Source organism: Pantoea dispersa (genome assembly GCF_035783935.1).
In the GTDB taxonomy this organism is placed as follows: Bacteria; Pseudomonadota; Gammaproteobacteria; order Enterobacterales; family Enterobacteriaceae; genus Pantoea; species Pantoea dispersa_C.
Map to the genome: position 1 here is coordinate 1 of NZ_JALKOV010000050.1, position 259 is coordinate 259.

Below are 259 nucleotides of genomic sequence, written 5' to 3' on the forward strand. Positions count from 1 at the left end.
TCTTCCGGCGAGCGGGCTTTTCACCCGCTTTATCGTTACTTATGTCAGCATTCGCACTTCTGATACCTCCAGCAAACCTCACAGTTCACCTTCAGCGGCTTACAGAACGCTCCCCTACCCAACAACACATAGTGTCGCTGCCGCAGCTTCGGTGCATGGTTTAGCCCCGTTACATCTTCCGCGCAGGCCGACTCGACCAGTGAGCTATTACGCTTTCTTTAAATGATGGCTGCTTCTAAGCCAACATCCTGGCTGTCTG

1 rRNA gene is annotated in these 259 nt (G+C 52.9%); it reads right to left on the minus strand.

Annotated elements, in window-relative coordinates:
• Positions 1-259: ribosomal RNA gene (locus MXF20_RS23295) — 23S ribosomal RNA — on the minus strand; the annotation flags it as partial.